Source organism: Halorubrum sp. Atlit-26R (genome assembly GCF_003666015.1).
Taxonomy (GTDB): Archaea; Halobacteriota; Halobacteria; order Halobacteriales; family Haloferacaceae; genus Halorubrum.
In genome coordinates this window covers 1-579 of the sequence record NZ_QPLT01000308.1, presented here as the reverse complement: position 1 = coordinate 579, position 579 = coordinate 1, and the positions used below count along the sequence as shown (strand labels likewise).

The 579-nt window shown below is 62.7% G+C and carries 1 protein-coding gene; it reads left to right on the top strand.

The features are described from left to right. Positions 1–579 (top strand): zinc ribbon domain-containing protein (locus DVK07_RS20715; RefSeq protein WP_147441301.1); only part of this gene is annotated, 579 nt, incomplete at both ends.

The window sequence follows — 579 nt, the reverse complement described above, 5'->3', positions numbered from 1 at the left end:
AGGGTCGCGACCTGTTCGCTCGCTTCCGGGAGACGACGCAAGAAATCGCCCGGTTACAGGCCAAACTCGAAGCGGGCCGACACAGCAGCGAGCGCATCCGGCGGCTGTATCGCAAACGTACTCGGCGCCGCGATCACGCCCAAGAAGCGCTGTGTCGCAACGTGGTCGAACGGCTGTACGCCGAGGGTGTCGACACAGTGTATATCGGTGACATGACCGGCGTGCTAGAGACGCACTGGTCCGCCGAGGCGAACGCTAAGACACACAATTTCTGGGCGTTCAGGAAATTCGTGGACCGACTGGCCTGTACCGCCGAAGAGTACGGGATTTCGGTGGAAGTGCGGTCGGAAGCGTGGACGAGTCAGGAGTGCCCGCAGTGCGGGTCGACGGATCGAACCACGCGGCATCAGGAGACGCTGACGTGTCCGTGCGGCTTTGAGGGACTCGCTGATCTCACTGCGTCGAAGACGTTCCTTGAGCGGCAGACAGAGCAAGAAGTCAGGCCGATGGCACGGCCCGTGCGATTCGAGTGGGACGTCCACGAGTGGTCGGGGCAACCACACCCTCACGGCAGTCCCA